Origin of the sequence: Paraburkholderia caribensis (genome assembly GCF_002902945.1) — a bacterium.
Lineage (GTDB): Bacteria > Pseudomonadota > Gammaproteobacteria > Burkholderiales > Burkholderiaceae > Paraburkholderia > Paraburkholderia caribensis.
Map to the genome: position 1 here is coordinate 812,113 of NZ_CP026101.1, position 18,611 is coordinate 830,723.

The following is an 18,611-nucleotide window of genomic DNA, read 5'->3' on the forward strand; positions in this document are numbered from 1 at the left end:
GCTTAAGCGTAGGCCTGCTTGCGCGTCGACACCAGCGCGAGATAACAGAGCGCGCCGATCACCAACGCCGGCAGCGTCGCGCCGAGATTCGGCAGCCACTGGTTGATCGCCTGATACGCGGCGATGCCGACCGCCCACGCGATGAATGCGCTCACGTGCCAACCGCCCGAGAAGCCGTAGCGGCCTTGCGTATCGGCGAGCGCGGCGGCTTCGATGCGCCGCTTGCGCACGATGAAGTGATCGACCAGCACCACGCCGAACAGCGGCGCAAACACCGAACCGATCAGCAGCAGGAAGTTCTGGTACTTCGCCATCGGCACGATCAGCGCGATCAGCGTGCACAGCGCGCCGAACGCAGCGGACAGCAGCGGCACGCTCGCGCGCGTCCAGAACGTACCCGTCGAGACAGCCGCCGAGTGCACGTCGGCAAACGCATTGTCGATTTCATCGATCAACACCAGCAGCAGCGCGAGGCCGCCGCCCGCCTGCGCGAGCGCCGTCGTCAGCAGCGCGTCGCCGCCGCCCGCCGCAAGGCCGTACACCGCGCCGAGCGCGTAGAACCAGATATTCGCAATGCCGTAGCCGAGAATCGTGCCGCGGAACGTCTCGCCCGCCTTACGGCCGAAGCGCGTGTAGTCGGCGATCAGCGGCAGCCATGACAGCGGCATCGCGACCACCAGATCCACGGCGCCGCCGAACGGCATCTCGCCATTGCCCGGACGGCGCATCAGCGCGCCGAGATCGTGCTGCGCGAGAACGGCATAGGTGAGCCACGCGGCGCCCGCCAGCAACAGCCAGATGCCCCACGAGCGCAGAAAGCGCCGCACGAACGAAAGCGGGCCGCTGATCGCGAGCAGCGTGGCGAGCACGCCGAAGATCACCGTCCAGATCAGCGGCGCCGAGAAGCCGAACGCCTGCTTCGACAGCGCATCGGCGGAATCGCGCATCACGATCACTTCGAACGAGCCCCATCCGACCAGCTGGATCATGTTCAGCACGGCGGGAATCGACGCGCCGCGCACGCCCAGCGTCGGGCGCAGCGACGACATCGCGGCCAGCCCCGTGTCCGTGCCGATCACGCCCGCGAGCGCGAGCAGCACGACGCCGATCACGCTGCCGATCAGGATCGCCAGCAACGCGTGCGGCAACGACAGGCCGGGCACCAGCAGCGCGCCCGCCTGCGCGACCAGCAACCCGATGCCGAGCGAAAACCATAGCGCGAACGCGTCGCCTGTCTTGAACGCGCGGCGCGAGTCCGGCACCGGCGTGAGCGGCGCGTAGGTCGAACCGGACTCGCCGGCGATTGGATCCTGAACCATCGAAATTTTCCTGTCTGTCTGTCTGTCTGTCGTTGTCGTGTCGGCCGTGCGTGCGTTCGGCCTTCTTGTCCGGCTCGTGCGGTACGCGTCTTGCGGACCGCCCATCAGAAACAGCCTATAACGTTCGCCGCGGGCCTCGCCACGCGGCGGCTGTCATAATGCACAACTCTGCATGCGCCGCAGCCCGCCGGATGACGGTTTCGCGCGGTTGCATGCCGTTCAGGGCCAGGCCGTCGCGCGCCCGGTGCTGCATGCTATGCATCGTGACGGTTTATACCCGAAAAGCCGAGATTATCCTCAAAACGCCATGTTCGAAGAAACCCGCGCCAATGTTCCGCTCGCCGAGCGCCTGCGGCCCCGCACCATAGATGATGTCATCGGGCAAAAGCATCTGCTCGGCCCGAACAAGCCGCTGCGCGTCGCGTTCGAGTCAGGCGAAGCGCACTCGATGATCCTCTGGGGCCCGCCGGGCGTCGGCAAGACCACGCTCGCGCGGCTGATGGCCGACGCGTTCGACGCACAGTTCATCGCGCTGTCGGCGGTGCTGTCGGGCGTGAAGGATATCCGCGAAGCCGTTGAAACCGCGCAGATCCATCGCGCCAACGGTCATCAGACGCTCGTGTTCGTCGACGAGGTGCATCGCTTCAACAAGAGCCAGCAAGACGCGTTCTTGCCGCACGTCGAGTCGGGGCTGTTCGTGTTTGTCGGCGCGACCACGGAAAATCCCTCGTTCGAGGTGAACAGCGCGTTGTTGTCGCGGGCCGCCGTCTACGTGCTCAAGAGCCTCGACGCCGACGAGCAGCGCGAACTGCTGGACCGCGCGCAGAAGGAACTGGGCGGCTTCACCTTTACGGACGAAGCGCGCGACGCCTTGATCGGTTCCGCGGACGGCGACGGCCGCAAGCTGCTCAACAATATGGAAATCGTCGCGCGCGCGGCGGCGCAGCAGAAAAAGACGGACATCGACGGCGAACTGCTCGCCAGCGCGCTGTCGGAAAACCTGCGCCGCTTCGATAAAGGCGGCGACGCGTTCTACGACCAGATCAGCGCCTTGCACAAGTCGGTGCGCGGCAGCAATCCAGACGGCGCGCTGTACTGGTTCTGCCGCATGCTCGACGGCGGCGCCGACGCGCGCTACCTGGCGCGGCGCATCGTGCGGATGGCGTGGGAAGACATTGGCCTTGCCGATCCGCGCGCCGCGCGCATCGCGCTCGACGCCGCCGAAACGTACGAACGCCTCGGCACGCCTGAAGGCGAACTGGCGCTTGCGCAGGCAGTGATCTATCTGGCTGTCGCGCCGAAGTCGAACGCGGGCTACAACGCCTACAACCAGGCGCGCAGCTTTGTCGGCAAGGACCAGTCGCGCGCCGTGCCCGTCCATCTGCGCAACGCGCCGACGAAATTGATGAAGGAACTCGGCTACGGCCACGAATACCGCTACGCGCACGACGAACCTGACGCCTACGCCGCGGGCGAAACGTATCTGCCCGATGGCATGCGCGATCCGAACTGGTATCAGCCGACGCCGCGCGGGCTCGAAGGCAAGATCGGCGAGAAGCTGTCGCGCCTTGCCGACCTCGATGCGCAATGGCGCAGCGAGAACCGGAAGAAAAGCTGAGCCGCGCGTTGCGCCTGACCCGACAATGCCGCCGGCCAGCCGCGCCGGTGCGCTAAAATCGCCCATTCATACAACGAACTGTCGCCCCTTCCCATGCTTGACATCCAGCTGCTGCGCAAAGACATCGACGGCGTCGCGAAACGCCTCGCCGATCGCGGCTACACCCTCGACGTCGCGGCTTTCTCCGCGCTCGAAGCCGAACGCCGTGCCATCCAGACCCGTACCGAAGAGCTGCAGGCAAAGCGCAACAGTCTGTCGAAGCAGATCGGCGCGATGAAAGGGCGGGGCGAGGACACGTCGGCGGTGATGGCCGAAGTGGGCGGACTCGGCGACGAGATGAAGGCGTCGGCGGGGCAACTGGAAGACATCCAGACGCGTCTGTCCGACCTGCTGCTCGGCGTGCCGAATCTGCCGCACGAAAGCGTTCCCGTCGGCAACGACGAAGCGGGGAACGTCGAAGTGCGCCGCTGGGGCACGCCGCGTGAGTTCGATTTCGAGGTGAAGGATCACGTCGACGTCGGCACGCCGCTCGGTCTCGATTTCGAGACGGGCGCGAAGCTGTCGGGCGCGCGCTTCACGATGTTGCGCGGACAGATCGCGCGTCTGCACCGTGCGCTTGCGCAGTTCATGATCGACACGCACACGCAGCAGCACGGCTACACGGAAATCTACACGCCGTACATCGTCAATCCTGAAATCCTGTTCGGCACGGGCCAGTTGCCCAAGTTCGCCGACGACATGTTCCGCGTCGAAAAGGGTGGTGGCGAAAACACGGTCACGCAGTATCTGATCTCGACGTCGGAAATCTCGCTGACTAACACGGTGCGCGAGAGCATCGTCGATGCAAACGAACTGCCTATCAAGCTCACGGCGCATTCGCCGTGTTTCCGCTCGGAAGCAGGGTCGTACGGCCGCGACACGCGCGGCATGATCCGTCAGCATCAGTTCGACAAGGTCGAGATGGTGCAGGTGGTTGCGCCGGAAACGTCGTATGACGCGCTGGAGCAGATGGTCACGCACGCGGAGACGATCCTGCAGAAGCTCGAACTGCCGTATCGCGTGATCACGCTGTGCACGGGCGACATGGGCTTCTCGGCGACGAAGACCTACGACCTCGAAGTGTGGCTGCCGGCACAGAACACCTATCGCGAGATTTCGAGCTGTTCGAACACGGAAGCGTTCCAGGCGCGCCGGATGCAGGCCCGCTTTCGCAATGCGCAGGGCAAGCCCGAGCTCGTGCATACGCTCAACGGCTCCGGGTTGGCGGTCGGCCGGACGCTCGTCGCGGTGCTGGAGAACTTCCAGAACGCGGACGGCTCGGTAACCGTGCCGGCGGCGTTGCGGCCGTATCTGGGTGGCGTCGAACGCCTGGAAGTGAAGGCGGCAGCCTGAGCGAAGTTGGTCTGTTCGGATCGATCCAAGTCCTCTTCAAGTTTCTGCGAAAAAGGGCTTGGAATTCGAAAACAGCTGTTCTATAATCTTCGTCTCACGCAAGCAGCGACCCGCTTAGTGTGACGTGACAAGACCACTTGCTGGTAAGTCAAAGAATCTGGAAAGGTGGCAGAGTGGTCGAATGCGCCGGACTCGAAATCCGGTGTACAGTTATGCTGTACCGTGGGTTCGAATCCCACCCTTTCCGCCAGATGCAAAGCAAAACAGGCCCTTCGGGGCCTGTTTTCGTTTGGGCGGTTCTTTTAAGAGCCGGTATCGTCAATAGGCGAAGCGGGGCGTCGCAATTTACAACGCGTTCGCGCTACGCACACGTCTTTGCGCTTCGTCTTTTGCACGGGTGCATTGGCGCATGTTCTCCCGCGCATGGAGCGTCGCTCAAGCGTCGCGGGCGTCTGACTACTCTCCAACCCTTGCCCGCCGTTCCATTGGTATGGTTGTTGCGCCGTATGGACCATCTGTCAACCATGATGGAGTCCACAATGACGAACCCCAAGGCAGAAGAGACCACCGAGCCGAGAGACCCGGCCGAAATTCCGCCGAACGAACTCAACAAGCCGATCGGCGATGCAATTCCCACACCCATCGAGCCAGGCCTCGATCAGCCATTGCCAGAAAAGCCAAAGACAGACGATACGAATCCGGCCGAGCCGATAGGCGACGACGACCCGCCGCCGGGCGTTCCGCCGCCAGGCTCGTCCGATTTTGCCTGAGCGCCAGGCGCGACGTCAGATCCCAAAGCAGCCCGAGATAATTAAATACACCTAGGATTATTTCGGGTTGCGCATCAAACCCTGCCATTAAAACGCTTGCTTCAATAAGCATTGCCCGACAAGGCCAATGCGAAAACTGACGACTGCAAGTAGTTTTTCGTTAATGACCGCCGTGAAGCTTTACTAAGCCTTACTTTCTGCCTAGGATGAAGTTGCATTTTTTTCCTCCTGTTGATGCGGAAGAGTGAAGAATCGACCGCGATAATTAACGAAAAAATGATATTGAATATTCGCAGTCCATATGAAGATTCCATTGTTTTATCAACGGCGATTACATTGCCTTTTGTTTGCAGCACATCATTAAGCTCGTCGGTCGACGAGATGCATCACAACAAGACGTTGTCACGGTTTCATGCGTAGAGGCAGAGGCGTCGCGCGCCCGATTCGCGCGCCGTCGCCCGGTTGCGTTGCTAACAACAATGAAGGCGCGCGCACGTGGTCGTCGCGGTTCGAGTGCGAACGTCTTGAGGAACGGTAAGCCATGCACATCGCTATTTCTGCTTTGACAGTCGCGGTGGCTGCAATCGTTGTCTGGTGGTCGCTGCATCCGCGCCGTATCGCGCCGCAGCGCGCAGGGACATTCGTGCATATGCGCAACGGCGCGTCAGCATCGACGATGCTCCATCGCGTGACGAATCAGATTGCGCGCAGCAGAACCTTGCAAGGCGCAGGCGCTTTTTTCAGTTTTGTGCGTCCGCGGCCCGGCGCGACGAACGAGCTAGCCGAAATCATCGAATGCCTGCCCGTGGCGTCTGTCGTGTTCGACGAACATGGCGTGATCGTCCTCGCCAACGCGCAGGCCGAACGTCTCTTCGACTACCCGCGCGGCGTGCTGGCAGGCGCATGTGTCGGCCTCGTTGCGCCGGCGCTTTCGCACGAGCACCGCGCGGGCGCCGCGCACCCGGGCCGTTCGGCCGGAACGAGCACGCGCAGTCTGCGCGCCCGCCGCCGTGACGGCAGCGAGTTTTCCGCCGAAATCGCCGCCAGCGCGATCCGTTATGAAGGGCGCATCGCGACTGTCGCGTTCATCACCGACATGACGGAGCGCTTCGAACTCGAACGCAATCGGCGCGAGCTGGCGCATCTGACGCGCATATCGACGATGGGCGAGCTCGCCGCATCGCTCGCGCACGAACTGAACCAGCCGCTGACGGCGATCCTCAGCAACGGCCAGGCCGCGCAGCGGTTCATGGACCAGGCGCCGATCGACCTTGCCGAAGTGCGCGACATTCTGAAGGACATCGTCGATGACAGCGGCCGCGCAAGCGAAGTGATCCGCCGGATGCGCGCCTTCGTGAAAAAGGAAGAGCAGCAGCAACTGGCGAATCTCGATGTCGGCGGACTGCTGCGCGACGTCGCGCTCCTCGTGCATGGCGATGCCGTCGCGCGGGGCATCCACGTGTCGCACGTGATCGACGATGGCTTGCCGCCCGTGCGCGGGGACAAGGTGCAACTGCAGCAGGTACTACTCAACCTGCTGCTCAACGCGTTCGATGCCGTCAGCGAGTGCGGCGCGTCCGACCGCGTGGTGGCGCTCTTTGCGCGACCCGACGGCGAAGGCGGGTGCGCATCGCCGTGCGCGACCGCGGACACGGGCAGACGGCGGACAAGCTCGAATGCATCTTCAAGCCGTTCGTCACGTCGAAGCCGCAAGGCCTGGGCCTCGGGCTGTCGATCAGCCGCTCGATCGTGCAGATACACGGCGGCCGCCTGTGGGCCGAGAACAATTTCGACCAGGGCATGACGTTCTATGTTGCGCTGCCCGCATCGCGCGATGCGAGTAACGCTGGCGTGGCGCAGGCGGCGTCATGAGCGAAGCGGCCGCACTCGTCTACGTCGTCGACGACGACCCGTCCGTGCGCCGCGCGCTCACGCGGCTCGTCAGGTCGGCAGGTCATGAGGTCGAGGCGTATGGCTCGGCGCGCGAATTCCTCGGGCATGCGTGTGGCGAGCGCACGCCCGCTTGCGTGGTGCTCGACGTGCAATTGCCCGATCTGAGCGGACTCGAGTTGCAGCGCGAGCTCGACGCCCGTCTGCCTATCGTCTTTCTGACAGGCCACGGCGACATCGCGATGACGGTCGGCGCGATCAAGGCCGGCGCGACCGATTTCCTCACCAAGCCTGTTCGCGACGACGACCTGTTGCGCGCGATCGACCTGGCGCTGGCGCGTTCCGTCGAGGTGTCGAAGTCGATCCACGAACTGGAAGAATTGCGCAGCCGCGTCGGGCGCCTGACGGTGCGCGAGCGCGAAGTGATGAATCTCGTCGTGCTCGGCCGCCTGAACAAGCAAGTGGCCTGCGAACTCGGTACGGTCGAGAAAACCGTCAAGGCGCATCGCGCGCGCGTGATGCAGAAGATGGAAGTGAGTTCGCTCGCAGAACTGGTGCGCATCGCCGACAAGGTGGCCGTCACCACCCCCCCCACCACGCCCGCACGGCGAACCATTTAGCCGAGCCGCTGCCAGCCGATTCCTCCGCCGCTGCGCGCAAGCCGGCCTCTGGCCGGATACGGGACCAAGGTCCAATACCACCGACGCCCGCAGTCTCATAGTCTATTGCTGAGACGTCCGCGCACCGTTTGCGTGGGCGTCGCGGCTCAATGGGCTAATCAGAATGGGCACAGACAAACCATTCGTCGTCGTGGTTGACGACGATGCGTCGGTGGGCAGGGCGATCAGACGTCTGTTGCGCTCCGTCGGGATCGCAGCCGATACGTACACGAGTGGCGACGAGTTTCTCGATGTGCTGTCGGCCACGCCTTCGTATCATCCCGACTGCGCGATCCTCGACGTGCAGATGCCCGGCGCCAACGGGATCGAGGTGCAGCGCCGACTGGCCGGCAGCGCCGTGCCCGTCATTTTCATCACCGCCCACGACGATGCCGGCGTGCGCGAAGCCGCGCTCGCGGCGGGCGCAAAGGCCTATCTGCGCAAGCCCTTCAACGATGTGCTCTTCATCAGGACAGTGTGCGCCGTGCTCGGCATCGCTGCGCCACTATGACGCAACGGCCGCTAGCCAGCAGGACAGTCTGGCATGGGAGCGAGCCCATGTGCTTGCGCAAGATCATTGCCCCGAATGGCTTATTGGACCAAGGTCCAATTGTTTTCGACCTGGCTGGATTCCACACTGGACGCATCAGCCTCACCAGGCCGGGTGACGCGCATCTGGATTTGTCCGCCGCGCGATGCGCGCAATAAGAGCGCGACGGACGCAACCGTATCGCTTGGGAAGATTCATCATGAAACAAGCCTTTAGAAAGACGCTGATATTCGCTACGACGCTGCTGCTCGCCGATGCCGCAACGGCACAACAACCCATCTTCTATCCCGCCAAGGGACAAAGCCAGCAGAAGCAGTCTGACGACACGGCGCAGTGCCACAACTGGGCGACGCAGAACACGGGCGTCAATCCTGCCGCGCTCGCGCAGAACGCCGCGAATCAGCCGCCGCCGCCGGGACCGTCGGGACAGCGCCTGGGTGGCGCGGCACGCGGTGCAGCGGGCGGCGCGGCAATCGGCGCGATCGCGGGCGACGCGGGCAAAGGCGCGGCGGCGGGCGCGATCGCGGGCACGATGGCGGGCGGCGCGCGGCAACGCCGTCAGGCTGCCGCTGCTCAGGAGCAGCAGCAGGCCACGCAGCAGCAGGCATCGCAGCAGATGGCTACGTGGAACCGCGCCGTCGCTGCCTGCATGACGGGACGCGGCTATACGGCGCAATGACATGGCGATCGAACGGAGCCGCGCGATGAATTGTCGATCGTACGTGGGCATGTCCGGGGCGGGTCCGGCTGCCATGCCGCATAGGGGCCGCGCTGTGTCGCGGGCGTCACGCTGGCCGCTGGTGGCGGCGCTCGCATCCGCGCTGTGCCTCACCGCCTGCAAAAAAGCCCCCACCGAGCCCCCACGCCCGACCATCGAGGTCACCGTCGTGACGGTGCATCAGCAGGAAACCCCCGTCGACTTCGAGTTCACCGCGCAGACACAAAGCTCGCGCGAGGTGGAAATCCGCGCCCGCGTGGACGGTTTTCTCGAGCGGCGCATGTACACGGAAGGCTCGCTGGTCAAGGAAGGCCAGGTGCTGTTCGTGATGGACAAGAAGCCGTTCGAGGCCGCGCTGCAGTCGGCCAAGGGCGCGCTCGCGCAGCAGCAGGCGCGCCTGCTAGTCACCAAGCAGAACCTCGCCCGCGTGATTCCGCTGGCCGCGCAGAACGCGTTGAGCAAGAAAGACCTCGACGATGCCACGGGCAACGAGAAGCAGGCCGAAGCCGCCGTGATCGCCGCGCAGGGCGAGGTGCGCACGGCCGAGCTGAACCTGAGCTACTGCACGATCAGTTCGCCCCTCAAGGGCCTCTCCAGCTTCGCGCGCGTGCAGGACGGCAGCTATGTGACGCCGAACCAGTCGGGCCTGCTCACCTACGTCTACCAGCTCGACCCGATGTGGGTGAACTTCAGCATCTCCGAGAACGAACTGCTGGGCTACCGCGACCAGATCGCGAAGGGCCTGCTGCGCTTTCCGGCCAACAACCAGTTCGACGTGACGATCATCGAGGCCGACGGCTCGGTCTATCCGCAGCAGGGCCGCATCGACTTCGCGAACCCCGCGTTCAACCAGCAGACGGGCACCTTCCTCGTGCGCGCGGTGTTCGCCAATCCGAAGGGCACGCTCAAGCCGGGCCAGTTCGTGCGCGCGAAGGTCTCGGGGGCGGTGCGGCCCAATGCGGTGCTGGTGCCGCAGCGCGCCGTGCTGCAGGGCGCGAAGAGCCACTTCGTGTGGGTGCTCGACCAGGACTCGAAGCCGCATCAGCGCGTGGTCGACGTCGGCGACTGGCACGGCGACGACTGGTTCGTCAACGAAGGGCTGAAGGCGGGCGAGCGCGTGGTGGTCGATGGCGCGATCCGTGTGTCGTCGGATGCGCACATCAAGGTGGTGAGCGCGGCGCCGGGTGCGCCGGGCACGCCTGGCACGCCCGCCTCCGCGCCACCCGCAGCGAGCGCCGCCGCCGCGTCCGCACCGGCCGCGACATTGGCGCAGACGCAGCCGCGCCCCAGCCCATGACCGCCCCGACGACCCGATGACGACCGACGCCATCCGGCGCACCCCGACCCGATGAACATCTCCCATTTCTGCATCGACCGGCCGATCTTCGCCTCGGTCATCTCGATCGTGATCACACTGGGCGGCGCGCTGTGCATGCTCGCGCTGCCCACTGCGCAGTACCCCGACATCACCCCGCCGCAGATCACGATCTCCGCCACCTACCCCGGCGCGAGCGCCGACGTGGTGGCCAACAACGTCGCCGCGCCGATCGAGCAGCAGGTCAACGGCGCGGACAACATGATCTACATGAGCTCGTCGAGCTCCTCCACCGGCAACCTGACGATCAACGCCTACTTCCAGATCGGCACCAACCCCGAACTCGCCCAGGTCGACGTGCAGAACCGCGTGAATCTCGCGCTGCCGCAACTGCCGCAGTCGGTCACCAACCAGGGCGTGCAGGTGCAGAAGAAGTCGCAGGCATTCATGATGGTGATCGCGATCTACTCGCCCACCGAGCGCTACGACGCCACCTACATCGCCAACTACGCAAACGTCTACGTGCTCGATGCGCTCAAGCGCATCCCAGGCGCGAACCAGTCGAGCATCTTCGGCACGCCCGACTACGCGATGCGCATCTGGTTGCGCCCCGACCGCATGGCGCAGCTGGGCATCACGGCCGCCGACGTGCAGCGCGCGGTGGCCAACCAGAACCAGCAATTCGCCGTGGGACGATTAGGCCAGTCGCCCACGGGCAATCCCGTCGAACAGTCGTTCGCGGTCACCACCACAGGCAGGCTCACCGAGCCCTCCGAGTTCGAGAACATCATCATCCGCGCGCAGAGCGGCGGCGCGGCGATCGTGCGGCTCAAGGACATCGGCCGTGCCGAACTGGGGCAGAAGGACTACTCGATCCGCAGCCGCTTCCAGGGCAAGCCCGCCACCGTGATCGCCGTCTACCAGCAGCCGGGCGCGAATGCGCTCGATGTCTCGAAGCAGGTGCGCGCCACGCTCGCCGAGATGAAGAAGTCGTTCCCCGAGGGCATCGACTACGAAATCGCGATGGACACCACCGAGTTCACGCGCGCGTCGATCACGGACGTCGTGCACACGTTCTTCGAGGCCGTCGTGCTGGTGGTGATCGTCGTGTTCGTGTTCCTGCAGAGCCTGCGCGCCACCCTGATCCCCGTGCTGGCCGTGCCCGTGTCGATCGTCGGCACCTTCATGGGCATGGAGGCGCTCGGTTTCTCGATCAACATGCTCACGCTGTTCGGCATGGTGCTCGCCATCGGCATCGTGGTCGACGACGCGATCGTCGTGATCGAGAACGTCGAGCGCAACATGACGGTGAACAGGCTCGATCCGAAGACGGCCGCCAAGCAGGCGATGGACGAAGTGGCGGGCCCCGTGGTCGCGATCGTGCTGGTGCTGTGCGCGGTGTTCGTGCCCGTGGCGTTTCTCGGCGGCATCACCGGCCAGATGTACAAGCAGTTCGCGATCACGATTGCGATCTCCGTGGTGATCTCGGGCATCGTCGCGCTGACGCTCTCGCCGGCGCTCGCGGCGCTGCTGCTCAAGCCCGGCCATCACGAGAAGAAGGGCTTCTTCCGCTGGTTCGACAACCAGTTCGCGCGCATGACGGCGGGCTATACGCGCGCCGTGCGCCTGATCATCAGGCGCTTCGTGGTCGCGCTGCTACTGTTCGCCGGCATGATCGCGCTGGCCGTCGTGATGATGCGCGACATACCCACCGCGTTCCTGCCGCCCGAGGACCAGGGCTATCTGCTGGGCGCCGTGATCATGCCCGATGCCGCGTCGCTCGATCGCACGGGCCAGGTGTCGGACCGCGTGTCCGAGTACTTCATGAAGCAGCCGGCCGTGGGCAGCATCACGACGGTGGATGGCTTCAGCATTCTCGACAGCCAGAACAAGAACAACTCGTCGACGTTCTTCGTCGGCTTCAAGAGCTTCGAGGACCGGTATTCGTCGGCCAATATCCGCACCCAGAACGCGCGCGCCGTGCTCGTCGATGCATACAGGACGCTCTCGCAGATCCGCGAGGGCATCGTCGTGCCGCTCAATCCGCCGTCGATTCCGGGGCTGGGCACCACGGGCGGCACGGAGATGTGGATCCAGAGCAAGGGCGATGCGACGATCGCGCAGTTCGCCGCCGTCGTCGACGACTTCGTCGCGAAGGCGAAGCAGCGCCCCGAGCTGACGGGGGTCACGTCGACCTTCAATGCGAACTCGCAGCAGCTGCTGGTCGACGTGGACCGCGACAAGGCCGAGACGCTCGGCGTGCCCGTCCAGGACGTCTACAGCGCGATGCAGACGATGTTCGGCTCGCTGTACGTGTCGCAGTTCAACCGTTCGAGCCGGCTGTGGCAGGTGATCCTGCAGGCCGAGCCGTCGTACCGGTTGAAGCCCGACGACCTGACGCAGGTCTTCGTGCGCAGCGCGAACGGCAGCATGGTGCCGCTGAAGTCGGTGGTGACCTCGCGCTACGTGACGGGGCCGGACCTGATCACGCGCTTCAACAACTTCCCGGCCGTGAAGATCACGGCCAACGCGGCGCCCGGCTACGCATCCGGCCAGGTGATCAGCGCGCTCGAAGAGGTGGGCGCGCAGATGCCCTCGGAGTACGGCATCGCCTGGAGCGGCGAGGCGTTCGAGGCGAAGCAGTCGGGCGGCACCTCGGGCCTCGTGTTCGTGTTCGGTCTGATCATGGTGTTCCTGATTCTCGCGGCGCAGTACGAGAAGTGGAGCCTGCCGTTCGGCGTGCTGATGGCGGTGCCGTTCGCGCTGTTCGGCGCGCTGCTGGCGATCCTGCTGCGCGGGCTGAACAACGACGTGTATTTCCAGATCGGTCTGACGATGCTGGTGGCGCTCGCGGCGAAGAACGCGATCCTGATCTTCGAGTTCGCGGTGCTCAACCGCGAGGCGGGCAAGTCGGTGTTCGACGCGACGATGACGGCGGCCGAGGAGCGGCTGCGGCCGATCGTGATGACGTCGCTGGCGTTCATCCTGGGCTGCGTGCCGCTGGCGATCGCGACGGGCGCGTCGGCCAACAGCCGGCATTCGATCGGCACGGGGGTGATCGGCGGGATGCTCGGGGCCACGGCGATTGCCGTGTTCTTCATCCCGATGTTCTTCTATGTGCTGGAGACCATGTCGGAGCGCTCGGAGAAGAAGAAGGCCAAGAAGGCTGGCGATGCGCCGCCTTCTGCGCCGGGATCGGGCGCCGGGCCAACGTCGGGCGAGCCGAAGGTGCCGCCGTCGGCGGGCGGCCCCACAGTGGGCGGTGGGCCGACGACGAACCCGTCCGCACCGCGCGAGGATGACTGACATGCGCCGCGCCCTCGTTCTCTGTGTGCCCTGCGTGCTTGCCCTGAGCGGTTGCCTGCTCGGGCCGGACTACTCGCGCCCGCCGCTCGACGTGCCCGCCACCTACCGCTTCCCCGACAACTATGCGGCGGACATCGCCAACACCGAATGGTGGAAGCAGTTCGACGACCCGGTGCTCGACGACCTGATCACGACCGCGCTGGCGAACAACAACGACGTGAAGATCGCCGCCGCGCGCGTCGACCAGTTCCTCGGCCAGTTCGTGACGACGCGCGCCGCGCTGTTTCCGCAGGTCGGCGCGGGCTTCGATGCCGGACGCGAGCGGATCTCGACGTCATCCTCGCCGCTGCTCGCGAACGTGCAGAACCCCGTGTTCAACACGTACACGGCGGCGCTCTCGGCGTCATGGGAAATCGACCTCTTCGGCCGCAACCGGCGTCTGACGGAATCGGCGCGCGCGAGCCTGCTGTCCACGGAAGAGGCGAAGCGCGGCACGGTGCTGACGCTGGTGTCGTCGGTGGCGTCGTCGTATATCAACCTGCGCAGTCTCGACCGGCAGCTGGAGATCGCGAAGGCGACCACGGCGAGCCGCGCCGAATCCGTGCATGTGTTCGAGCTGCGCTTCAAGGGCGGCGAGGTCTCGCAGATGGAGCTCGCGCAGAGCCAGTCCGAGTATGAGGCGTCGCGCGCGGTGATTCCGCAGATCGAGGCGCAGATCGCGCAGCAGGAAGACGCGCTCTCGGTGCTGCTCGGGCGCAATCCGGGCGATATCCTGCGCGGGCGCGCGCTCGCCGAACTCGCGGCGCCCGCCGTGCCGGCGGGGCTGCCCTCGGACCTGCTGGAGCGCCGTCCCGATCTGCGGCAGGCCGAGCAGGATCTGGTCGCGGCGAATGCGCAGATCGGCGCGGCCAAGGCGCTGTACTTCCCGCAGATTTCGTTGACGGGGCTGTTCGGCACGCAAAGCGGGCAGTTCTCGAAGCTCTTTACGGGGCCCGCGCGCGTGTGGTCGTTCGCGGGCTCGGTCGCGCAGCCGATCTTCGAAGGCGGGGCGATCGTCGGACAGGTGAAGCAGGCCGAGGCGGTGCAGCAGCAGGCGTTGTACGCGTACCGCAAGGCGATCCAGGTCGCGTTCCAGGAAGTCAACGACGCGCTGATCTCGTCGCAGAAGGTGCGCGAACAGTTCGACGTGCAGGGTCGGCAGGTCGAGGCGCTGGCGACCTATGCGCACCTCGCGCGGCTGCGCTATGAAGGCGGCTATACGAGCTATATCGAGGTGCTCGATGCCGAGCGCAGTCTCTTCAACGCGCAGCTGACCCAGACGCAGACGCAGGCGGGCGTGCTGGTGGCGTATGTGAACCTGTACAAGGCGATGGGCGGCGGCTGGGTCGTCACGGCCGAAAGCATGACCACCCAGGCCGCGCAGCATGGCGGCGACGCGGCCGCGCAGGGTGCGAAATGAGCGAGACGGCGTCCGCGTATCTCGGCCACGCGACGCGCACGCCGGTGATCGCCTGTCACGAATGCGATCTGCTGCAGCGCGAAAGCACCGTGCCGCCCGAAGGCGTGCTGCGCTGCTGCCGTTGCCGCGCGACGCTGTACCGGCGTCACGCGAACAGCCTCGATCGCACGCTCGCCTATGCGCTTGCCGCCTGCGTGCTGTGGATCGTGTCGAACGCGTTTCCCATCGTCGGTCTGTCGGTGAACGGCGATCTCGTCGAAACGACGATGTTCGGCGCGGTGCGCGTGCTATACCAGGACGGCATGTGGCCGTTGTCAGCGTTGATCTTCATCACGACGATGCTGATGCCCGCGTGCCAGGCGCTTGGTCTCGTGTGGCTGCTGTTGCCGTTGCGGCTCGGGCGCACGCCGTATCACGCCGATGCCGTGTTCCGCTTGCTGCGGGTCGCGCAGGAGTGGGGCATGACGGAGGTGCTGATCCTCGGCCTGCTCGTCGCGCTGGTGAAGCTCTCGCATATCGCGGCGGTGGTGACGGGGCCCGCGTTGTGGTCGTTCGGCGCATTGATGCTACTGCTCGCGGCGGCCGCTTCCGCGTTCGATACGCGCGATCTGTGGTCGCGCCTCCAAGGCGTGCCCGATGCCGGCCCCGCGTTCGACAGCGACACGCCGTTTCCTGCCGCGACGGCGGCGGGGTGCGGCCTGTGTGTCTGCCACGACTGCGGCTTGCTGACGCGCGCTGCGCCCGCGCAAACCCGTGACGAGCGCGACGCTGCGAACGTGCATGCCGCCGTGCACCTGCCGGCGCATGCCGCACATTGCCCGCGCTGCGGCGCGCATCTGCATCTGCGCAAGCCCGACAGCCTGGCGCGGACGTGGGCCTGCCTGATCGCGGCGATCATCCTGTACATCCCGGCGAACGTGCTGCCCGTGATGGACACGAGCTCACTGTTCGGTGCGCAGAAGGACACGATCATGAGCGGCGTCGTGTATCTGTGGACCTCGGGTTCGTGGCCGCTCGCGGTGCTGGTCTTCATCGCGAGCATCGCGGTGCCGATGCTGAAGATTCTCGCGATCGGCTTTCTGGCGATCTCCGCCAATTTCCGCTCCACCTGGCAGCCGGACCAGCGCGCGCGCATCTACCGGCTCGTCGAACTGGTCGGGCGGTGGTCGATGCTCGATATCTACGTGATCGCCGTGCTCACGGCGCTCGTGCAGTTCAACGCGCTCGCCACCGTGCGCGCCGGTCCTGCCGCGATCGCATTCGGCGCGGTCGTCGTGCTGACGATGTTCGCCGCCATGTCGTTCGATCCGCGGCTCATCTGGGATGCGAGGAAAACGGAATGAGCCGGCCGCCCGACCTGCCCGACGCCGTCGCCGTGCCGCGCAAGCGCTGGCACATCCAGTGGATCTGGCTGGTGCCCGTCGTCGCCGTGCTGGTCGGCATCTGGCTCGCGGTGCAGGCGGTGCTGTCGCAGGGGCCGACCATCACGATCAGCTTCAAGACAGGCGAAGGGCTCGAAGCGGGCAAGACCAAGATCAAGTTCAAGGATGTCGACATCGGCGTCGTGAAGCGGGTTGCGCTGTCGAAGGACTACAAGACGGTGGTCGCCACGGCCGAACTGACGCGCGACGCCACCGACATGCTCGTCGACGACACGCGCTTCTGGGTCGAGCGGCCGCGCGTGACGGGCGGCAACGTGTCGGGCATCAGCACATTGTTGTCAGGCGCGTTCATCGGCATGGACGTCGGACGTGGGAAGCAGGAGCGGCGCGACTACACCGGGCTGGAAGTGCCGCCCGTGTTCGCGAGCGACGTGCCCGGGCGCGAATTCGTGTTGAATGCGTCGAATCTGGCTTCGCTCGATGTCGGTTCGCCCGTCTATTTCCGCCGCCTGCGCGTCGGGCAGGTGACGTCGTACGAACTCGACAAGAACGGCGGCGGCATCACCTTGCATATCTTCGTGAACGCACCGTACGACCGCTACGTGAAGAGCGATTCGCGCTTCTGGGAAGCGGGCGGCATCGATGTCGCGCTCGGCACGGATGGCGTGAAGATCAACACGCAGTCGCTGGTGTCGATCCTGATCGGCGGGCTCGCGTTCGAAACGCCCGCGGCGTCGCTGTCGGAGCCCGAAGCGCCGACGCGCACGCCGTTCACGCTGTTCGCGACGCGTGCCGATGCAATGAAGGTGCAGGACAGGATCGTTGATACCTATGTGCTCAACTTCAAGGAATCGGTGCGCGGCCTGACGGTGGGCGCACCCGTCGATTTTCGCGGCATCGTGCTCGGCGAAGTGTCGGCGATCTACACGCGCTTCGATCCCGTCACGAAACAGATCAGCATTCCTGTCGAGATCAAGTTCTATCCCGAGCGCTTCACGTCGCGGTATGCGGACGGCAAGTCCGGGGCAGGGCGCGCCGCGCGCGATCCGAAGGAGATCGCGGATTTCCTCGTGTCGCGCGGTTTTCGCGGGCAGCTGAAAACGGGCAGCCTGCTGACAGGCCAGTTGTACGTCTCGTTCGATTTCTTCCCGCATGCGCAGAAGGCGAGCGTCGACTGGAGCCGCACGCCCGCCGAGCTGCCGACTGAGCCGAGCGGCCTGCAATCGCTGCAGGAGTCGATCAACCGGATCGTCGCGCGCATCGACAAACTGCCGCTCGAGCAGATCGGCAAGAACACCCAGCAGGCGCTCGCCGATGCGGGCACGCTGATGCAGAGTCTCAATACGCAGGTGGTGCCGCAGGCGAAGAGCACGTTGTCGGCGGCGCAGGCCACGCTCAATTCGGCCAATAGCGCGCTTGCGCCGGACTCGACGCTGCAGCAGGACACGAGCGACGCGATCCGCGAACTCGCGCGCACGGCGGCGTCGTTCCGCGCGCTCTCGGATTATTTGCAGCGCCATCCCGAAGCGCTGCTGCGAGGCAAACAGGAGGACGCAAAGTGAAGCGATCGATGCTCCCGCCCGGCGCATGCGTTTGCGTCGCCGCCGCCATGACCGTGCTGGCCGCGTGCAGTTCGCCGCGCTCGAACTTCTATACGCTGAGCCCCGACGCGACGCTGGAAAGCGCGGGCGCGCCGATGCCGGTGTCGGTCGTGGTCGGGCCCGTGACGGTGCCGGATCTGGTCGACCGGCCACAGCTCGTCACGCGCATGTCGGGCAACGAAGTCAAGCTCAACGAGTTCGCGCGCTGGGGCGAGCCGCTCAGGAGCGGCGTCGCCGCCGTGATCGCCGCCGACCTGACGCGGCTGCTCGGCTCGCCGCGCGTTTCCGTGTCGTCGCAGACGGTGGCGGGCACGGAAGCGTGCCGGGTACGCGTCGACATCTTGCGGTTCGATTCGATGCCCGGCGAGGCGGTCGCCGTCGACGCGCTGTGGACCGTGCGCGTGACGGGCCGCACGGCATTGCTGACAGGCCGTTCGACGATACGCGAGCCGGTGCAGGGCGCGGACGACGCCGCGCTCGTCGCGGCGCACAGCCGGGCGCTCGCCGCCGTGAGCCGCGACATCGCGGCGGCGATCCGGAGCGCGCCGCCGGGTTGAGCCGCAGCTTGAACAGCAGACGCGCTGCGGGTCTAAACGGGCTGGGCGGGCAGACTCTGTACAATGGCCTGATCG

Annotated in this window: 14 protein-coding genes, 1 tRNA gene and 1 pseudogene; 15 read left to right on the forward strand and 1 reads right to left on the reverse strand. The window is 65.6% G+C overall.

Translation table 11 applies throughout. The features are described from left to right. Positions 1–2: 2 nt before the first annotated feature. Positions 3–1,319 carry a putative hydroxymethylpyrimidine transporter CytX gene (cytX, locus tag C2L66_RS03580; RefSeq protein ID WP_054933984.1) on the reverse strand — a complete coding sequence of 439 codons (1,317 nt, stop codon included), beginning with the start codon at positions 1,317–1,319 and terminating at the stop codon, positions 3–5. 307 nt (positions 1,320–1,626) lie between these two features. Here cytX and C2L66_RS03585 point away from each other — a divergent pair, with 307 nt between their 5' ends. The 15 genes and pseudogenes from C2L66_RS03585 (at position 1,627) to C2L66_RS03650 (ending at position 18,536) form a co-directional block, all read left to right on the forward strand. Continuing rightward, positions 1,627–2,937, forward strand: coding sequence for a replication-associated recombination protein A (locus C2L66_RS03585; protein WP_054933985.1), 1,311 nt, complete (start codon positions 1,627–1,629; stop codon positions 2,935–2,937). Between the two features lie 93 nt (positions 2,938–3,030). After that, a complete protein-coding gene (gene serS, locus C2L66_RS03590) occupies positions 3,031–4,329 on the forward strand; it encodes a serine--tRNA ligase (protein WP_060601987.1) in 1,299 nt (432 codons plus the stop codon). Between the two features lie 159 nt (positions 4,330–4,488). Continuing rightward, positions 4,489–4,579, forward strand: a tRNA-Ser gene (locus C2L66_RS03595). Positions 4,580–4,868: 289 nt separating this feature from the next. Next, positions 4,869–5,099 (forward strand): hypothetical protein, encoded by a 231-nt coding sequence (locus C2L66_RS03600; RefSeq protein WP_054933987.1) that lies wholly within the window; start codon positions 4,869–4,871, stop codon positions 5,097–5,099. Positions 5,100–5,775: 676 nt separating this feature from the next. Beyond that, positions 5,776–6,408 (forward strand): annotated as a pseudogene (locus C2L66_RS41565) (PAS domain S-box protein); the annotation flags it as partial. Between the two features lie 326 nt (positions 6,409–6,734). Further along, complete coding sequence (locus C2L66_RS41570) at positions 6,735–6,971, forward strand: ATP-binding protein (protein WP_233444926.1); 237 nt, start codon at positions 6,735–6,737, stop codon at positions 6,969–6,971. Further along, a complete protein-coding gene (locus C2L66_RS03610; RefSeq protein ID WP_060601981.1) occupies positions 6,968–7,609 on the forward strand; it encodes a response regulator transcription factor in 642 nt (213 codons plus the stop codon). Before C2L66_RS41570 ends, C2L66_RS03610 begins: the two co-directional genes overlap by 4 nt. 163 nt (positions 7,610–7,772) lie before the next feature. After that, positions 7,773–8,159 carry a response regulator transcription factor gene (locus tag C2L66_RS03615; RefSeq protein ID WP_035986027.1) on the forward strand — a complete coding sequence of 129 codons (387 nt, stop codon included), beginning with the start codon at positions 7,773–7,775 and terminating at the stop codon, positions 8,157–8,159. A gap of 238 nt (positions 8,160–8,397) precedes the next feature. Next, positions 8,398–8,877 (forward strand): glycine zipper family protein, encoded by a 480-nt coding sequence (locus C2L66_RS03620; RefSeq protein ID WP_060601978.1) that lies wholly within the window; start codon positions 8,398–8,400, stop codon positions 8,875–8,877. 73 nt (positions 8,878–8,950) lie between these two features. Continuing rightward, positions 8,951–10,213, forward strand: coding sequence for an efflux RND transporter periplasmic adaptor subunit (locus tag C2L66_RS03625; protein WP_060602778.1), 1,263 nt, complete (start codon positions 8,951–8,953; stop codon positions 10,211–10,213). Positions 10,214–10,264: 51 nt separating this feature from the next. Then, a complete protein-coding gene (locus C2L66_RS03630; RefSeq protein ID WP_060601976.1) occupies positions 10,265–13,537 on the forward strand; it encodes an efflux RND transporter permease subunit in 3,273 nt (1,090 codons plus the stop codon). 1 nt (position 13,538) lies between these two features. Continuing rightward, a complete protein-coding gene (locus C2L66_RS03635; RefSeq protein ID WP_098021556.1) occupies positions 13,539–14,996 on the forward strand; it encodes an efflux transporter outer membrane subunit in 1,458 nt (485 codons plus the stop codon). Further along, on the forward strand, positions 14,993–16,339 hold the full coding sequence (locus C2L66_RS03640) for a paraquat-inducible protein A (RefSeq protein ID WP_060601970.1): 1,347 nt from the start codon (positions 14,993–14,995) through the stop codon (positions 16,337–16,339). The genes C2L66_RS03635 and C2L66_RS03640 overlap by 4 nt, the downstream gene beginning before the upstream one ends. Beyond that, a complete protein-coding gene (locus tag C2L66_RS03645) occupies positions 16,336–17,940 on the forward strand; it encodes a PqiB family protein (protein WP_060601967.1) in 1,605 nt (534 codons plus the stop codon). Before C2L66_RS03640 ends, C2L66_RS03645 begins: the two co-directional genes overlap by 4 nt. Then, positions 17,937–18,536, forward strand: a complete 600-nt coding sequence (locus C2L66_RS03650) for a PqiC family protein (protein ID WP_054933996.1) — start codon at positions 17,937–17,939, stop codon at positions 18,534–18,536. Before C2L66_RS03645 ends, C2L66_RS03650 begins: the two co-directional genes overlap by 4 nt. Positions 18,537–18,611: the final 75 nt, after the last annotated feature.